Origin of the sequence: Streptomyces sp. NPDC058877 (assembly GCF_042742855.1) — a bacterium.
Taxonomy (GTDB): domain Bacteria; phylum Actinomycetota; class Actinomycetes; order Streptomycetales; family Streptomycetaceae; genus Streptomyces.
This window is the reverse complement of record NZ_JBHYMF010000001.1, coordinates 73,665-89,975: the sequence shown is the minus strand read 5'-3', so window position 1 is coordinate 89,975 and position 16,311 is coordinate 73,665. Positions and strand designations below refer to the sequence as shown.

Below are 16,311 nucleotides of genomic sequence, written 5' to 3'. Positions count from 1 at the left end.
GCCAGGGAAGATTCCCATCTGACCCGGTAGCGATCTTGACCGAACCTCGTTCGGGACGAAGAGGTCGTGGGTTCAAATCCCGCCACCCCGACAGAGTAAGACCAGGTCAGGGGCCTGATCCGCGAGAGCGGGTCGGGCCCCTGAGTGGTTTTTTGGGGCCGGTGTCCGCACGGCGCCGGCGTCGCTCATCGTCTGCGCGCGGCGATGCCGGCTCCCGCCTTGGCCGCGCAAGCCACCAAGCCGAGCCCGGCGATCGTCATGACGGCAACGAGCGCGGCCCCGGAGAGCCAGGCGTTGGCGGCGGCGAGTGCCAGCGCGAGCAGCGCGGCGGTCGCACCCAGTTGACCGTTCGTCCCCCTGCGGGGGTTCTCCTCCGACATCGCGCTCGTCCCTTTCCTCTCTGCTCCGCCGTCCTGCCGCCGCCGGAGCGGGGCGGGGGCGGGCGGGGCGCGGACCCGTTCCACGGGGTCGACGCGATGCGCGCGTGCCCGCCGGGCCCGGCCTTCTGCGTCGCTGCTCCGCCCGCGGCCCTTCGTCGTTCCGACAGGGAGAAAACTGCCCTTTCGAAGGGTCGTGTTCGAGTGGTTCCGGGCGCAACTTCCTGCACCCGTGCGTGCAGCAAGCTGCGGGGGCGGCGGAAGCGAAACCGGTGGGGGCCGCTCCGTCCCCGCTGGCCAGCCGGTGTCCGCGTTCCTATGATCGGCCCACCGTGCTGACCACGCGGAGCACCATCACAAGGGGGATCCATTGCGCGCCGGAAGCCTCGAACACCTGGGAATGCCGGCCGAGGACGAAGAGCTGTACCGGTGCCTGCTCCGCCTCGCGGAGGGAGCGCCCCCCGTGTTGGCCGAGCACCTCGGGGTGCCGGTTCCGCAGGTGGAGGAGCGGCTGGAGCGGCTGGATTCGATGGAGCTGACCTCCCTGGCCGACAACGGGAGCATCCGGCCGGCGCCGCCCGCGATCGCCGTACAGCGGCTGATCGACCTGCGGCTGCGGGAGTTGCAGGAGGAGCTGCGGCGGGTGGCGGCCGAGCAGCGGGTCGTCGAATCGCTGCTGGCGGAGCGGGACGCGGGACGTCCGGTCACGCGCGACGCATCGGAGCGACCGGCCGTCGAGCGGGTGGAGGGGACACCCAACGTCCGGGCGGTGATCGACGAGCTGACCTTCTTCACGCGGGAGGAGGGGCTGACCACGCAGCCGCACGGGGCGCTCAGCGCGGCCAGCATCGAGGCGTCACGACCGCTGGACGCCCGGATCCTGCGGCGGGGCATCACGATGCGCACGCTGATGCGTCCGGCGGCGGTGGAGGACGCCCCGACGCTTGCCTACCTCCAGGAGCTCTCGGCGATGGGGGCGGAGATCCGGATCTCGGAGAAGCCGCTGGAGCGGATGCTGGTCTTCGACCGGAGGGTCGCACTGACCCCGATCGACCCGCAGAACCCGCGCCTGGGCGCACTGGTGATCCGTGAGGCGGGGCTGGTGGCCCATCTGGTCTCGTTGTTCGAGCGGATGTGGTCGGACTCCGTCACGCTCGCGGAGGCGGTCGCGACCCGGCCGGGCCCGGAGGGAGAGCTGAGCCAGATCGAACGCAGGGTGCTGGCGACCATGTACCGGGCGGAGAAGGACGAGAGCGGGGCCCGTGAGGTGGGCGTCTCGGTCCGTACGTACCGCAAGTACGTGGCGGACCTGTTGCAGCGCCTGGGGGCGGCGAACCGCTTCCAGGCGGCCCTGTTGGCCCGCGACCGCGGATGGATCTAGACCACGGACGGATCCGGTCGGGCCGCCCCCGTGCGAGGGCGCTCAGCCGCGGGCTCGGTGCGGAAGCGCGTGGTGCACGCTGACCCCGCAGGGCGTCGAGGAGGCGACCGCGACGGCAGCCGCGTGGTCGGGCCCCGCGGCGAGGTCGGCGAGCTGCCATCCTTCGACCCCGTGGCGCACGTCGTCCGCCGCGAGGTCACGGCCGAGGCCGGTGCCCAGGCCCTTGAGGTAGGCCTCCTTGCGCGACCACAGACGGGCGAAGACGCCCGGTCGGGCCTCCGGCCGGGAGGCTTCGAGCTCCGCCCGCTCCGCCGGGTGCAGCACCTTCGCGAGTTGTTCCGCGGCCTCGGGTGCGGGCACGGTCTCCGCGTCGACGCCGATCGGGGTCGACGCCGTTCCGATCACGACCAGCCCCCGGGTGTGGGACAGGGAGAACTCCGGTGCCCCGGTGGTGAGGACGGGCCGTCCGTGCGGCTTGCCGCAGCACGGACAGGGGTCCCGGGCGAAGCGGAGTTCGCCCGGCGCCACACCGGTCAGGTGGGACAGGACGGTCCGAAGCGCGATGTGCGCGAAGGCGTAGAGGGCACGGTCCGCGTCCCGGATGAAGGCCGCCACCCTGCGGTGCTCATCCTCGTCCAGGACGGTCAGGTCGAACTCGTTCACCGATGCCGAGGGCGGGACGGGCAGGACCCACACCCGTGCCCCGATTCCGTCGTCCGCTCCGGTGTCGCCGCGGGATATCGCTGCCTTACCCATGGGCGCCATGTTCCCAGAGGACTCAGATGACCGGTGGGCGGCCCAGACGGGTCATGTGGAGGACCGTGGTCCATCGCATGGGGGTACGGGGTCCCGCGGAGCGGCGGAGGCCCTCCACGAAGCCTCCGAACCATGCCTTCAGGCCTGGTAGGGAGCGGGTGCGGGCCACGGTCAGCAGGGTCCACACGCCCAGGTAGACGGGGACGAGGGGGGCCGGCAGGTTGCGCTTGGCCAGCCAGACGCGGTTGCGGGCGGTCATCCGGTAGTAGACGGCGTGCCGGGCGGGACTGGTCTTGGGGTGCTGGAGCAGGAGCTCCGGCGCGTAGAGGACCTTCCAGCCCGCGTCGAGGGCCCGCCAGGCGAGGTCGGTCTCCTCGTGGGTGAAGAAGAAGTCTTCCGGCCAGCCGCCGATCCGGTCGAGCATCGGCATCGACAGGCCGTGGCCACCGCCGAGGAAGGTGGTCACCTCGCCGCCGCGCAGCGGGTCCTTCGCACCGAGACGGGGGACGTGCCGGCGCTGGGTCTCGCCGGTCTCGTCGGCGATGCGGAAGGAGACGATGCCGAGGGCCGGGTCCGCCTCGTACAGGTCGACGAGGTGGCGGAAGACGTCCGTGTCGACGAGGAGGCCGTCGTCGTCGAGGTCGACCACGATGTCGACGTCACCGAACCCGCGCAGCGTCTCGATGGCGACGTTCCGGCCGCCGGAGACGCCCCGGTTCTCGGGGAGTTCGACTCCCATCACGCCCTCGGGAAGCTCCGGGAGCGAGCCGGTGCCATTGCCGACGACGACGATCCGGGCGGCGGGTTCGTCCTGGCGCGCCACGGAGTCGAGCAGCGCCCGCAGCTCGGCAGGGCGCGTGCCCATCGTCAGTACCGCCACACCCACACGAGGTCGTGCCACGACCCACTCCGTTCCCGTGTTCACCGGGAGCCGTTCCGGGCCTGTTCACCGGAGTTCGCTCCGGGCGCGATGCTAACCGGCCGCGACACCTTCCGTTCACCCCCGCCTCGGGTGTCGTGCACCGGGCGGGGGTCGAAGCCGTGCGGGAGCGGGGCGGACGGGGGCGGCGGGGCTCCGGCGACCGGTCGGAAACGGGGTGGGGAGGCACCGGGAAGGGGCTCGGGCGGGAGGGCCGATGGGGGCGGGTGGTGGCGGTGGGGGGCTGGAGAGGGGGAGCGCGGCAAGAAGGGGAGTCGGGCGGCTCTAGGCTGGTTCCCTTCCATCAGGTTGATCGATTGTCGAAAGGGTGGTCTCCAGGTGCTGGTCGCGGACCGATATCGGCTTCATGTGTGTATCGGCCGGGGCGGCATGGGCGAGGTGTGGCAGGCCACCGACGAGGTCCTGGGGCGCCCGGTGGCCGTGAAGTTGATGCTGGCCCAGGTCGCCGACCCCTCCGCCGGTGACCGGTTCCGCCTGGAGGCGCAGACCGCCGCGCGGCTCAGCCATCCGCACGTGGTGGGCGTCTTCGACTTCGGCACCTGGGACGGAAAGCTCTTCCTGGTCATGGAGTTGGTGGAGGGCGACAGTCTCGCCGGAAGCCCTTCCCAGCCGCTGGTCCTGCCGGCCGAGCGGGTCGCCGTGGTCGCCGCCCATGCCGCTGCCGGGCTCGCAGCGGCTCACCGGCAGGGCGTGGTGCACCGGGACATCAAGCCGGGCAACCTCCTCGTCGACGCCGAGGGCACGGTGAAGCTGGCCGACTTCGGCATCGCCCGGTTCGTCGACGACCCTTCGGCCGCCCTCACGACGACGGGTCAGATCGTGGGCACGGGGCTCTACCTGGCGCCCGAGCGGGCCCTCGGCCAGCCCGCGTCGCCCGCCTCCGACGTGTATTCGTTGGGCTGCGTGCTCTATCAACTCCTCACTGGGAACGCCCCGTTCCGGGCGGACACCGCGACCGCCCTGCTCTACCAGCACATCGACGCCGCGCCGACGCCGCCCAGCCAGCTCGGGGTGTCCTTGTCCCCCGACTTCGAGACGTACTTGCTGAGCCTGCTCGCCAAGCAACCGGAGCAGCGCCCTCCTGCGCAGGCGATCGCGGACTGGTTCTCTGCCGGCAGCTGGCGCGCCTACCCCGGGGCCGCAGCACCGCGTCCCTCCCACTCGGCACCCCGTCCCTCCCACTCGGCACCCCGGGCCGCCGGATCGACGCCCCTTCCGATGACCGCACCGGTGCACGTCGCCGCACCGACCCCGCCTCCCGTGAACAGGCCCCCCGCGCCGCGGAGCAGGTCCGCCGCCGCGTCCTCCGGCCGTCGGCGCGAGCGCACGTCGAGTGCCGGCAGCGGGCTCGCCGAGCTCTCCCGGCGCCGTCCCCGCAAGACCGCCGCGGTGGCCGGGGCGATCGCCTTCGTGGTCTTCCTGCTCATCGGGATGTCGCTGCTCTCCTGAGCAGCGACCCTGATCAGCTCTCCTGGGCAGCCCCTCTACGCAGCTCTCCTGGGCAGCACCCGGCCGCAGCGCCCGGCAGCGGTGCCCGGCAGCGGTGCCCGGCACCCCCCTTCAATACAGTCGCGGCGCCATCACCTGCGGGGCCCCGTCGTCCGCCGGGAGCAGCAGGCAGCGCGGCACGCCGGGTCCAGGAGTCGCCCGTACGGACAGCGGCGTCGGCGGATCGGTCGGCAGCTCGACCTCGACGGTCACCGGCCGGTCGTCCCTGGTCGTGGCGTAACCGGTCTCCTTGCCGTCGACGAGCACCTCGACGACCGTGGTGTGACCGGTCTGCACGGTCGCGGAGACCGAGTGCCCGAGGTAGTCGATGTGGAAGTGGTGGCGTCGCCCCATGGGCCACCTCCGTACCGCAGGGGTGGTGCGCGCGTCGCCGGAAGGACACGCGTACCTCCAGATTAGGTACGGTCCGCCGCTCCCGCAGGGCCAGCAGGGGACTCCGCGCCGACGTGCGGCCTCCGGGGCCCGGTGGTCAGATGGTGCGGTACGCCGATCAGCGCCCGCGCGGAACGGAGCACCAGGCACATGAGCGACTCCCTGCCCTCCTTCGAGGACACGACCGACTTCGCCGACGCCGACCGGGGCTTCCTCGGCGCCCTCGTGCCAGGTGTGGTGAAGGCCGACGACGGCCGGGTGGTCTGGGACAACGACGCCTATGCCTTCCTCGACGCGGAGTGCCCGGACACCGCGCACCCCAGTCTGTGGCGGCAGGGCCAGCTCAATGCCCGCCAGGGCCTCTACGAGGTCACCGAGGGGATCTACCAGGTCCGCGGCCTGGACCTCTCCAACATGACGCTGGTCGAGGGCGAGCGCGGAGTGATCGTCATCGACCCGCTGATCTGCGTGGAGACCGCAGCCGCCGGCCTCGCGCTCTACCGGGAGCACCGCGGCGAACGCCCGGTCACCGGCGTGATCTACACCCACTCGCACGCCGACCACTTCGGCGGGGTCCGGGGCGTCCTGCCGCACGGCACCGAGGCAGGCGTCCCGGTCCTCGCGCCGGTGGGCTTCCTGGAGCACGCGATCAGCGAGAACGTGTACGCGGGCAACGCGATGACCCGCCGGGCGAGCTACATGTACGGCGTCGGCCTGCCGACGGCGCCGGACGGACAGATCGGCGTGGGACTCGGGCAGAACACCTCCACCGGCACGATCAGCCTGATCCCGCCGACCCTGGACGTCACCGCGACCGGTCAGGAGGAGACCGTCGACGGCGTGCGGATCGTCTTCCAGCTGACGCCGGGCACCGAGGCCCCGGCCGAGATGAACTTCCTCTTCCCCGACCACCGTGCCCTGTGCCTGGCGGAGAACGCCACCCACAACATGCACAACGTGCTGACCCTGCGGGGCGCGGTCGTCCGCGACGCCCGGATCTGGGCCCGCTACCTGGACGAGGCCGTGGAGTACTTCCACGGAAGGTACGACGTCGGCTTCGCCTCCCACCACTGGCCCACTTGGGGACACGACGCGGTGGTGCGGTTCCTGGAGGAGCAGCGCGACCTCTACGCGTACCTGCACGACCAGACCGTCCGGCTGCTCAACGAGGGGCACACGGGCGTCGAGATCGCCGAGCGGATCGAGCTGCCGCCCGCCCTCGCGAAGGCCTGGCACGCCCGCGGCTACTACGGCTCGCTGAGCCACAACGCCAAGGCGGTCTACCAGCGGTACCTCGGCTGGTACGACGGGAACCCGGCCCACCTGTGGGAGCATCCGCCGGTGGAACTCGGGCGGCGGTACGTGGAGGTGGCGGGCGGGCCCGCCGAGGCCGTCGCCAAGGCCCGCGGGTACGCCGAGGACGGCGATCCGCGGTTCGCGGCGACCCTCCTCAACCACGTGGTCTTCGCCGACCCGGAGAACGAGGAGGCGAAGCGGGCCCTCGCCAGGGTGTACGAGGAGCTCGGGTACGGGGCCGAGAACGCCACCTGGCGCAACTTCTACCTGCGCGGCGCCCAGGAGCTCCGGGAGGGCGTCACCGGCGACATGGTCGACATGACCAACCCCGAGATGTCGGTGGCCCTCACCGTCCCGATGCTGATCGACTCGATCGCCGTCGCGATCGACGGACCGCGCGCCTGGGACGAGGACCTGACGATCGATCTGATCCTGACCGACGGTCCCCCGGAGGAGGGTGAACGACGGCGGCTGACCCTGCGCAACGGCGTCCTCACCCACCGGGTGGTCGACGAGCCGCGCACGCCCGCCGGGCTGGGCCTCACCCTCGCGAAGGTGCAGCTCCTCGGCCTCCTCGCCGGCAGGGACCTCCAGGAACTCGGGATCGGGGTGGAGGGCGACCCGGCGCTGCTCGCCCGTCTCTTCTCGTACGTCACCAAGCCCGACGCCCAGTTCCCGATCGTCACCCCGTGAGCGGACCCTGGAGACCACGACGGGCCGGACGGCACCTGCTCAGCGCACCCCCCACGCCAGGGCCCCCAGCAGGACCAGCAGCAGACAGATCCCGAAGTTGACCACCTTGTACTGGAGGAAGACGGCAACGAACTCCCGCAAGGTCGCCGAGGGCCAGAAGTAGGCGGCGGTCGGCGAACCCACCACCTGGCCGTCCAGGCCCGCCTTCCTGGCCATCAGGGCGGCACGGAAGGCATGGAAGTTGTTGGTGACGATCACGCAGGAGGAGCCGGGCCGCTCGCGCTCCATCAACTCCTTGCTGAAGAGCATGTTCTCCTCGGTCGTGCGCGAGCGGTCCTCGCGCACGACCGCCGCGGCCGGGAAGCCGCCGTCGATCAGGTAGTCGGCCATCGCGTGGGACTCGGGCAACTCCTCGTCGGGGCCCTGCCCGCCCGAGGTGATGAGGACGGGCGGCTCGCCGCCGCGTTCGGCGAGCTTCTCGTACACCTGCCGCCCCCGGTCGAGACGGCTCGCGAGCAGCGGTGGCACCCGACGGCCCCCGATCAGGCCGGAGCCGAGGACCACCACGTAGTCGGCGTCCCGGCGGATCCTCATCCGGCCGTACAGGAACGCGTAGCCGACGAAGCAGACGAAGAGGAACGAGACGTAGCCGAGGACCAGCAGGGTGGTGCTCGTGAGCAGTCCCAGGACCGGCGAGCCGGTGACGGCCGTCACCACCGTCAGGGCCATCACCCCGAACATGCCGAGGCCGGCGAGGAGCGCGAGCAGGTTGGCCGGGCGCCTGCCCTCCTTGCGCACCATCTTCACTCCGTTCGCACAGAGCAGCCCGGCGAGGACGACCGGTCCGATGCCGAGCACCAGCAGCAGGGCGACCATCACGGTCTCGGCGAGCCCGGGCCGGGTCTCGTCGATCCTCGCGAGGAGGCCGATCCCGAGGAAGGTGACGGCGAGACCGAGGTAGACGGCGTTGCCGAAGCGGCGCCGGTCGCGCAGCACACCGATCCCGAAGAGCAACAGAAAGGCGGCGGCCACGGCGAAGGCGAACATTCCGGCATCGTAGACACCGGCACGGACAACGCGCGGCGCCCCACCCCCGACAGCAGGTTCCGCGCCCCGTCCGTCGCAGCGGATCCCAGGCCCTACGCCTCGCCCGCCAGCGCGAACAGGCCGCGCCGTGCTCCCTCTTCGTACGCGCTCCGCAGCTCCGGATCGTCGAGCAGCGACCGGAGGGCCGTCTCGCCGCGGTTCCGCGTCACCGTGCAGTGCTCCGCCGGTCGGTACGACTCGTCGAAGACCGAGGAACGCAACAGGTCGACCGCGCCGAGCAGATGGGCCGCCGAGTCGCGCTTCCCCTCCATCACCCGCATCTGGGCCAGGAGTTCCGCCGCACAGGCCGCGCCCGCCGCCGAACCGAGCCGCAGGTGTTCCCGCAGCGCCGTCCTGGCGTACTCGGCGGCCCGCGCCCGGTCCCCTTCCCAAGCGCCGAGTTCGGCCCGCACGTGGTACGCCCAGGCATCGGCGAACAGGTCGCGGCCCACCCGGACCCATCGGCTCTCACGGTCCTGGTCCCCCTCGTCCAGCGCCTCCTGCGCGGCCTCCGGATCGGACCGGCACAGGGCCAGCGCGAGGCCGACCCAGCAGGCCCGCCGGGTGGGTCCGAACTCCGGTTGGCCGTCCATCTGGTCCAGTGCGTCCCGGAACTCGGCCGCCGCCGCACGGGTGCGCCCCTGGTAGAGGGCCGTGGCGCCGCGCAGATGGGCGAGGACCGCCAGGCAGTGCCCGTCGCCGTCCCGTACGGCCGCCGCCCACGCCCGGGCGAGAAGCGGGTCGGCGTCCTCGGGGCGTCCCGCCTCCAACTCCAAGAAGGCGGCCAGCCAGAGGGCGCGGGCGGGTGGCGGCCCCGATTGCAGGTTGAGGGCGTGCCACAACCGGGCGCGGCCCTCGGCGTTCCTCCCGCAGGCCACCCACAGGAACCACAGGGAGACCGCGATCTCGACGGACGTCCCGGCCTCGGTTCCCGGCGAGGACGGTGCGGTGGTCGGGTCCATGGCCGCAGCCAGGTCGGGCAGGTCGCGCAGCGCGAGGTCCCGGGCATCGAGCTGACGGCCCCGCTGCCACCAGTCGGCGGCCCGTCGGGCCACCTTCACGCACCACCGCCGGTGACGGAGCACCACCGCCGGGCGTTCGCCGCGTGCGGTGAGCCGGCGGGCGCCCACGGCCCGCATCGGATGCGGCATCCAGTAGCGGGACGGTCCGTCCTCGCCGTCGAACAGGTCGTCCACGGGGAGCAGGGCAAAGGGGGCGAGACGGTCCAGGGCGACCTCGACGGTCCGGGCGGACAGGGGGCCGGCCGCACAGACCTCGCGGACGGCCTCCCGGGCGAAGGGCCCCTCGAAGACCGACAAGCGCTCCCACAGCAGCCGTTCGACCGGCCCGCAGCCCTCGTAACCGTGCTCGGCCGCGGCGATCTGTGCCGCGCTGACGGGTTCGCCCCACAGGCGCTCGGTCTCCGCCGGCTCTCCTGCCGCCATGTGTGTCAGCCCCCGTGTCGCTCTCCCGTCCCCGCCGTGGCGACGGGAAACGGGCCCATTGAAAACCAGCCAGCTTCGCGGCCTGAACCTATACGCCCTGGTCCACATCCTGGGGCCTCCCGGTGTCCAGGCCCAGGCTTTTCGGGGGATCGGCCGAAGAGACCCGCGCACACCGGGGAATCCGCCCGACCGGAGGCGGCCCCGCGTGCTCTGATGGACCGGTGGAATTCGCCGTGTTCATGACGCTTCCCGGCCTCGTCGTCGTGCTGACCGCGATCGCCTTCGCCGATCAGTTCCTGCGCCTGACCGGGCGCGGCAAGCGCACCGGACAGGTCTCCTCGACGGGCTTCGAGCAGCTGCACGCCACCTTCTCGCAGGGCAGGAAGAACGAGCTCAAGGAACGGCAGAGCGCCCTGCTGGTGCGCGACGACGAGGAGGACGGGGCCCCGCCGCGCCATTCGACGGTGGACCTCGGCAGCGGGCGGGCCGTCATCAGGCTCGGGCCCGACGGCGCCCCCTGACCCAGGGCCCCGGAAGGCCGGGCAGCGGCCCGGACCGCCCGCCGGCGGTCTTCGGCAGCGGCCTCAGACCGGGCGCGAGGCCTTGATCGAGTACATCAGGGGAACCCGGGGCCGGTCCACGGGAAAGCGGTAGTACCCGTCCTCGTGCCGCTGGAGGGCACCGTAGCGGGGGAAGAGCGAGACGTCGTGCTCGTGCAGGAACTCGATGCGCAGGCCCGCCTTGGCGAGCGCCGTGACGACCGCGCCGACCGGGTGCACCCACTCCACGCTGCGGTTGTGGACGGTGACCGCGTCGAGGTCGGCGTACGTTCCCGGCGTGGTGTCCACCCATGGATCGCGGACGAAGTAGTCGTGCACCACCCGGCTGCCGGTCTCGTCGTCGAGGGAATCGGTCAGCGGATGGAACTCGGCCACGTAGAGGAAGCCTCCCGGGGCGACGAGGGAGGCCGCGGTCTCGGCCCACCGGTCGATGTCGGGCAGCCAGCACAGGGCTCCGGTGCCGGTGTAGACGATGTCGTACGCGCGGTCCGGGACGGCCTCCGCGGCGTCGTACACGTCGGCGGCCACGAAGGCGGCCCGGTCCTGCGAGAGGTCCAGGTCGGCGGCGAGCGAGCGGGCCGCCTCGACGGCCGGTTCGGAGAAGTCCAGGCCGACGACGCGGGCGGCGCCGTGGCGGGCCCAGGAGAGGGTGTCCAGACCGATGTGGCACTGGAGGTGGAGCAGGGAGCGCCCGGTGACGTCGCCGACCTCGGCGAGCTCGAACCCCCGCAGGGCGTCCTTGCCCGCGCGGAAGGAGTCGAGGTCGTAGAACGCGCCCGCCGCGTGGATCGGGACGCGCTCGTCCCAGCGCGCACGGTTGGCCTCGCGCCAGTCCTCGGGGGTCGGGGAGTACATGCCGGCGAGGTTATCCACAGGTTGAGGGGGACGCGACCCGATTGTCGGCCGCCCGGAGCATGATGGGAGCCATGACCACGGAGAGCAAGCACATCGACGTCCCCCTGTGGGAGCAGCGCTTCCGGGCGCCCCGCGTCTCACTGCCCGAGTGGGCCGAGGAGGCCCCGGACCGTTCGCTGTTCGTGTCGAACGCGACCGGGACGTACGAGTTGTACGCCTGGGACCGGACGAGCGGCGAGCAGCGGCAGGCCACCGACCGGCCGAACGGGACGACGGACGGCACGCTGTCGCCGGACGGCAGGTGGATCTGGTGGTTCGCGGACACCGACGGGGACGAGTTCGGGGTGTGGATGCGTCAGCCGTTCGCGGGCGGCCCGGACGAGCCCGCCGTGCCCGGTCTCGCCGCCTCCTATCCGGCCGGTCTCGCCCTCGGCCGGGAGGGCACGGTCGTCGTCGGCCGGTCCACGGACGAGGACGGTTCGACGGTCCACCTGGTGCGCCCGGGGGCCACCGCACCGGTGGAGGTCTACCGGCACCGGGAGTCGGCGGGCGTCGGCGACCTGTCGCACGACGGCTCGCTGGTCGCGGTCGAGCACACCGAGCACGGGGACGCGATGCACTCCGCGCTGCGCGTGCTGCGGGTCACCGGCCCGGGCGTGGAGGTGGTGGCCGAGCTCGACGACACCAAGGGCGGTACGGAGGAGCTGGGCCTGACGGTCCTCGGCTTCGCCCCGCTGGCCGGGGACACCCGACTGCTCGTGGGCCACCAGCGGCGCGGCCGTTGGGAGCCGATGCTCTGGGACGTGGCGACGGGCGCCGAGACGGACCTGCGGCTCGACCTGCCGGGCGACGTGTCGGCGGAGTGGTACCCGGACGGCTCGGGCCTGCTGGTCGTGCACGGCTTCGAGGCCCGCAGCGAGCTGTGGCGGTACGAGATCTCGACGGGCGCCCTGGTCCGGGTGGACACCCCGACCGGTTCGGTGTCGAGCGCCACGGCCCGGCCGGACGGCTCCGTGGAGTACCTGTGGTCCTCCACCGCCGAGCCGCCGGTGGTGCGTTCCACGGCCGGTGGCGTCGTCCTGGACCCGCCCGGCCCGAAGGCCCCGCCGTCCGTGCCGGTGGAGGACGTGTGGGTGGAGGGTCCCGGCGGCAGGGTCCACGCCCTCGTGCAGCGGCCGGTGGAGGGCGAGGGCCCCTTCCCGACGGTCTTCGAGGTGCACGGCGGCCCCACCTGGCACGACAGCGACGCCTTCGCGTCCGGCCCGGCTGCCTGGGTGGACCACGGGTACGCGGTGGTGCGGGTGAACTACCGGGGTTCCACGGGGTACGGCCGGGAGTGGACGGACGCGCTCAAGCACCGGGTCGGACTGATCGAGCTGGAGGACATCGCAGCGGTCCGTGCCTGGGCCGTGAACAGCGGCCTCGCCGACCCGGAGCGGCTCGTCCTCGCCGGCGGTTCCTGGGGCGGCTACCTCACGCTGCTCGGTCTGGGCACCCAGCCGGACGACTGGGCGGTCGGCCTCGCGGCGGTCCCGGTCGCGGACTACGTGACGGCCTACGAGGACGAGATGGAGGCCCTCAAGGCACTGGACCGGACGCTCCTCGGCGGCTCCCCCGAAGAAGTGCCCGAGCGCTATGCGGCCTCGTCACCGCTCACCTACGTGGACGCGGTGAAGGCCCCGGTGCATATCTCGGCGGGCGTCAACGACCCCCGCTGTCCGATCCGCCAGATCGACAACTACGTCGACCGGCTGGTGGCCCGGGGCGCGACCCACGACGTGTACCGGTACGACGCGGGCCACGGCTCCCTGGTGGTGGAGGAGCGGATCAAGCAGGTCGCCCTGGACCTGGACTTCGCGGCCAGACACCTGGGGACCCGGCCTGCAGGGGGCTGAGTCCGCTTGCGTACCGTGGGGGCGTGTACCGGTTCCTGAGAACACCCCGCTGGTGGGGGATCAACGTCTTCGTCCTCCTCGCGATCCCGTTCTGCGTGTTCATGGGCACCTGGCAGCTCGGCAAGTTCGAGGACCGCGTCGACTCCCACCGGGAGGCCGAACAGCGGCCGGCCGCGAGCGCCCTGGAGGCCGAGTCGCTGGAGTCCTTGCTGCCGGTGGACAAGGAGACCTCGGGCCGTTCGGCGCGGGCCAGCGGCCGGTTCGGGGAGCAGTTCCTCGTGCCGGACCGCGAGCTGGACGGCCGGACCGGCTCGTACGTCCTGACCATGTTGAGGACGGACGGCGGCCGATCCCTGCCGGTGGTCCGGGGCTGGCTCCCCAAGGGCGCGGAGGCCCCCGCCCCGCCGACCGGCGAGGTGACGGTGGTGGGCGCGCTCCAGGCCTCGGAGAACGCCGGCACGAAGGGCGTCCGCACGGCGGGCGGGCTGCCCGAGGGGCAGCTCGGCATGATCAGCGCGGCATCCCTCGTGAACCTGGTCACGGACGACGTCTACGACGCGTGGATCACCCTCACGGACTCCCCCGCCGGGCTCACCCCGGTCCCGGCGGTGGCCGCGGCGGGCACGGGCCTGGACGCGAAGGCCTTCCAGAACCTCGGCTACACGGCGGAGTGGTTCGTCTTCGCGGGCTTCGTCGTCTTCATGTGGTTCCGTCTCGTGCGCCGCGAGGCGGAGGCCTCCCGCGACGAGGCGCTGGGCCTGTAGCGCACCCGGGGCCGGCAGGGCCCCGCCCCGGTGGGGGCGGGGGTCGCTGCGCTCACGAGGCGGCCAGGACCCCGGTCCGGTAGATGGTCCCGGAGCAGGCGTTCGGAATGGTCGCCGCGGCCATCGGCCCACCCGGCTCCGCGGTGTGGCTGACCAGAACGCTGCCCTCGGCCGGTGCCCCGTCGTCGAGGACGAGCTGGGGGCCGAGGCCCGTGCCGTCCTCCGCTTCGGCGGCCGGTCCGGTGCCGGTGCCCGTGCCCGTGCCCGTGCCTCCGGAATTGGTGCCCGCGCTCGTCTCCGGCGTGGCCGTCCCGCCCGTCGGGGTGGGCGTCGGGGTCGGCGTGACCGGCGGCTCGGACGGAGCGGTCGGGGTGGGCGTCGGCGTCACGGGGGAGCTCGGGCAGGTGTCGCTCGGCACCCAGACGAACTTCACCTCGTAGCCCTCGTTCGGCTTCAGCACGAGGGACGACAGCTCCTGCGAAGGGTCGGGCAGTCCGCTGCCGCCGTCCCCCGCGGTGTGGCGGACCACCGAGATCCGCCCCGGGTCAGCCGCCCCTCGGGCCTCGAAGCCGACGATGCCCGAGCCGTCGACCAGACAGTTCCGGTCCGAGACGTTCACCGTGCGGAAACTGCCCTGCACCCTGCCCCCGCTGCCGGGAGCCGCGGTGCGCACCGCGGTGACCGCGAGCTGGTCGACGGCGCACCGCGGGGTGTCGCTGGGCTTCTCACCCTGCGAATCCGGCTGGCCCCCGCCGGTGGCACCGGTGCCGGGGCTCTGTGCCTTCCCGGCGCTGAAAGCGCCGTCGCCGGGCCCGTGCGATGCGCTGCTCGTGGGGGCCTTGGTGCTCTGGCCCCCTTCGGTGCCGGTCTCGATGCCGGTGCCGCCCTGGGACTGCTCGCCGTGGCCGGCGTTCACGGGGTTGGCGGCGGAGATCCCGCCGGACGCGGCGACGTGCACGAAGGCGGGGATGGCCGTGCCGATGAGGACGGCGGCAGCAGCGGCGCCGACGACCACCTGCCGCCTGCGGGCGCGCCGGGCCGGCACGGCACGGTGGAGGTGCTCCAGCGAGCCGAGGGAGGGTTCCAGGCCGCTCACCGCGTCCTGGAAAAGCCGCCGCAGCGCGAGCTCCTCGTCGCCCTCGCCGGGCCCGGGCTCGATCTTCACCATGCGCTGTCCACTCAGCTCGTCACGTTCTTCCAGGGCGTCCTGCTCATCTGCGGCGGGGACGGCAGCATCGCGCTCGCCCTCCCCCACCGCGCCCCCGTCACACACCGCTTCCGCGGCGCGCGCCGTTCCGGTACCACACACCGTCTCTGCGCCACCGGGCTTCTCGATGTCACACACCGGCTCCGCGCCAGGGACAGGATCCCCCTCGGGCGCGCTTTCGACGGCACGCCTCTCGGGGACGTCGTCGCCCCCACGGCCTTCGTGGGCGACTCCGTCCCTGTCTGATCGCTGGCTCACGTGGTCGCTCCCATGGCGACGCGCAGTGCCGCGATGCCACGCGAGCCGTAGGCCTTCACCGAGCCCAGGGATATTCCGAGCGTCTCCGCGACCTGGACCTCGGTCATGTCGGAGAAGTAGCGCAGGGCGAGCACCTCGCGCTGGCGCCGCTGAAGTCCGCGCATGGCCTTGATCAGGTCCTCGCGCTCCAGTTGCTCGTACGCCCCCTCCTCCGCGCTGGCCATGTCCGGCATCGGCTTGGACAGCAGCTTCAGGCCGAGGATGCGGCGGCGCAGTGCGGACCGGGAGAGGTTCACGACGGTCTGCCGCAGATAGGCGAGCGTCTTCTCGGGCTCGCGCACCCGTTTGCGGGCCGAGTGGACGCGGATGAACGCCTCCTGGACCACGTCCTCGCAGGAGGCCGTGTCGTCGAGGAGGAGCGCCGCGAGGCCGAGCAGCGACCGGTAATGGGCGCGGTAGGTCTCCGTCAGGTGGTCGACGGTGGTGCCGGTGGCCGGTGCGGCCGTCTCGGCGCTCTTCCGGGGCCCGGGGATGCCGTCCGCCCCGACGGTGCGGGATTCGGTGGGCACGGGGGCGATCACCGGCATGCCGCCGAATGCGCGCGGGCGCCGGGACGGCCGGACCGCGGAACCGCGCACGGGGCCGACGGCGCCGCTCCGCACGGGGAGCACCGCCGTGCCCGCGCGGCGCAGCGGGGCGATGGTCGCGATGTCGAGTACCTCTGCCACGCCTGTTGGACACGCGTCCCCCCCAAAGGGTTGTACGCGTCCGCCACGCTTTTCGACGACGATCCGTTCGTCCTCATGCGTAACCGTTCTCCCCCGATGCCCCCGTTTTCAGCGTGTCCTGCGCCACACGGTTGTGGGTGCGCGCAGAGACGCGCCCCGCCCGACTCTGGTTGCGGCACGGGGGAAGTG

The 16,311-nt window shown here is 72.7% G+C and carries 15 protein-coding genes; 6 read left to right on the top strand and 9 right to left on the bottom strand.

Translation table 11 applies throughout. The features are described from left to right. Positions 1–185: 185 nt before the first annotated feature. On the bottom strand, positions 186–380 hold the full coding sequence (locus tag ACFW2Y_RS00420; RefSeq protein WP_384871271.1) for a hypothetical protein: 195 nt from the start codon (positions 378–380) through the stop codon (positions 186–188). Positions 381–747: 367 nt separating this feature from the next. Between ACFW2Y_RS00420 and ACFW2Y_RS00415 the strand changes: the two genes are divergently transcribed. Continuing rightward, positions 748–1,758: a helix-turn-helix transcriptional regulator gene (locus tag ACFW2Y_RS00415; RefSeq protein WP_384871268.1), complete on the top strand. Its 1,011-nt coding sequence runs from the start codon at positions 748–750 to the stop codon at positions 1,756–1,758. A 42-nt stretch (positions 1,759–1,800) separates the two neighbouring features. On the opposite strand, the gene ACFW2Y_RS00410 is transcribed toward ACFW2Y_RS00415, so the two are convergent. Both ACFW2Y_RS00410 and ACFW2Y_RS00405 read right to left on the bottom strand, forming a co-directional pair. Continuing rightward, a complete protein-coding gene (locus tag ACFW2Y_RS00410) occupies positions 1,801–2,514 on the bottom strand; it encodes a 4'-phosphopantetheinyl transferase family protein (RefSeq protein ID WP_384871266.1) in 714 nt (237 codons plus the stop codon). Positions 2,515–2,536: 22 nt separating this feature from the next. Then, on the bottom strand, positions 2,537–3,415 hold the full coding sequence (locus tag ACFW2Y_RS00405) for a glycosyltransferase family 2 protein (RefSeq protein WP_384871264.1): 879 nt from the start codon (positions 3,413–3,415) through the stop codon (positions 2,537–2,539). 387 nt (positions 3,416–3,802) lie between these two features. Between ACFW2Y_RS00405 and ACFW2Y_RS00400 the strand changes: the two genes are divergently transcribed. After that, the gene (locus ACFW2Y_RS00400; RefSeq protein WP_384871261.1) at positions 3,803–4,903 is read left to right on the top strand and encodes a protein kinase; all 1,101 of its coding nucleotides are present in this window, start codon (positions 3,803–3,805) and stop codon (positions 4,901–4,903) included. A 111-nt stretch (positions 4,904–5,014) separates the two neighbouring features. Here the strand turns inward: ACFW2Y_RS00400 and ACFW2Y_RS00395 are convergent, their stop codons facing one another. Further along, positions 5,015–5,296 (bottom strand): hypothetical protein, encoded by a 282-nt coding sequence (locus tag ACFW2Y_RS00395; RefSeq protein ID WP_384871258.1) that lies wholly within the window; start codon positions 5,294–5,296, stop codon positions 5,015–5,017. Between the two features lie 189 nt (positions 5,297–5,485). Here ACFW2Y_RS00395 and ACFW2Y_RS00390 point away from each other — a divergent pair, with 189 nt between their 5' ends. Then, complete coding sequence (locus tag ACFW2Y_RS00390) at positions 5,486–7,324, top strand: alkyl/aryl-sulfatase (RefSeq protein WP_384871257.1); 1,839 nt, start codon at positions 5,486–5,488, stop codon at positions 7,322–7,324. A 39-nt stretch (positions 7,325–7,363) separates the two neighbouring features. Here ACFW2Y_RS00390 and ACFW2Y_RS00385 read toward each other — a convergent pair whose 3' ends face one another. Further along, positions 7,364–8,371 (bottom strand): YdcF family protein, encoded by a 1,008-nt coding sequence (locus ACFW2Y_RS00385; protein ID WP_384871254.1) that lies wholly within the window; start codon positions 8,369–8,371, stop codon positions 7,364–7,366. A gap of 92 nt (positions 8,372–8,463) precedes the next feature. After that, positions 8,464–9,855, bottom strand: coding sequence for a tetratricopeptide repeat protein (locus ACFW2Y_RS00380; RefSeq protein ID WP_384871253.1), 1,392 nt, complete (start codon positions 9,853–9,855; stop codon positions 8,464–8,466). 221 nt (positions 9,856–10,076) lie between these two features. On the opposite strand from ACFW2Y_RS00380, the gene ACFW2Y_RS00375 reads away from it, so the two are divergent. After that, the gene (locus tag ACFW2Y_RS00375) at positions 10,077–10,376 is read left to right on the top strand and encodes a DUF6191 domain-containing protein (RefSeq protein ID WP_384871250.1); all 300 of its coding nucleotides are present in this window, start codon (positions 10,077–10,079) and stop codon (positions 10,374–10,376) included. A 63-nt stretch (positions 10,377–10,439) separates the two neighbouring features. Here the strand turns inward: ACFW2Y_RS00375 and ACFW2Y_RS00370 are convergent, their stop codons facing one another. Then, on the bottom strand, positions 10,440–11,270 hold the full coding sequence (locus tag ACFW2Y_RS00370) for a class I SAM-dependent methyltransferase (RefSeq protein ID WP_384871247.1): 831 nt from the start codon (positions 11,268–11,270) through the stop codon (positions 10,440–10,442). A 71-nt stretch (positions 11,271–11,341) separates the two neighbouring features. Here ACFW2Y_RS00370 and ACFW2Y_RS00365 point away from each other — a divergent pair, with 71 nt between their 5' ends. Further along, positions 11,342–13,165: a prolyl oligopeptidase family serine peptidase gene (locus ACFW2Y_RS00365; RefSeq protein WP_384871245.1), complete on the top strand. Its 1,824-nt coding sequence runs from the start codon at positions 11,342–11,344 to the stop codon at positions 13,163–13,165. 23 nt (positions 13,166–13,188) lie between these two features. Then, a complete protein-coding gene (locus ACFW2Y_RS00360) occupies positions 13,189–13,929 on the top strand; it encodes an SURF1 family protein (protein WP_384871242.1) in 741 nt (246 codons plus the stop codon). 52 nt (positions 13,930–13,981) lie between these two features. Here ACFW2Y_RS00360 and ACFW2Y_RS00355 read toward each other — a convergent pair whose 3' ends face one another. Both ACFW2Y_RS00355 and ACFW2Y_RS00350 read right to left on the bottom strand, forming a co-directional pair. Next, positions 13,982–15,274 carry a hypothetical protein gene (locus tag ACFW2Y_RS00355; RefSeq protein ID WP_384871240.1) on the bottom strand — a complete coding sequence of 431 codons (1,293 nt, stop codon included), beginning with the start codon at positions 15,272–15,274 and terminating at the stop codon, positions 13,982–13,984. 116 nt (positions 15,275–15,390) lie between these two features. Further along, entirely contained in the window at positions 15,391–16,122 is a 732-nt protein-coding gene (locus tag ACFW2Y_RS00350) for a SigE family RNA polymerase sigma factor (RefSeq protein ID WP_384871237.1), read from the bottom strand. Between the last annotated feature and the right edge of the window lie 189 nt (positions 16,123–16,311).